The following is a 248-nucleotide window of genomic DNA, read 5'->3' as shown; positions in this document are numbered from 1 at the left end:
AATTTTACTTGGCGGTGAAATTAATGGTTTACTCCATCATTATAGAACGGGTGACAATAATTCCCGTAATGAAAAGTGAGCTCTTGTTCCATAATAAAAGGGAACAGGGGGGATATTTCATGAGTAATAATAAAAAGAATCACAACAACAAAAATAACAATAAACAAAAGAGCAGTTCGCATCCAAAGCATAAAACGAGTAGTAGTGCGAACGGGCATAATAGCTACCATTAAAAAAACGGGTCCTCT

General features: G+C 35.5%; 1 protein-coding gene. It reads right to left on the bottom strand.

The genetic code is table 11. From position 1 onward, the window contains the following. Positions 1–20: 20 nt before the first annotated feature. Positions 21–248 (bottom strand): hypothetical protein (locus SB658_RS26375; protein ID WP_410603454.1); only part of this gene is annotated, 228 nt, incomplete at its 5' end.

Source organism: Bacillus sp. SIMBA_008 (genome assembly GCF_046535495.1).
GTDB lineage: Bacteria > Bacillota > Bacilli > Bacillales > Bacillaceae > Bacillus > Bacillus subtilis.
This window is presented reverse-complemented; position numbering and strand designations above follow the sequence as displayed.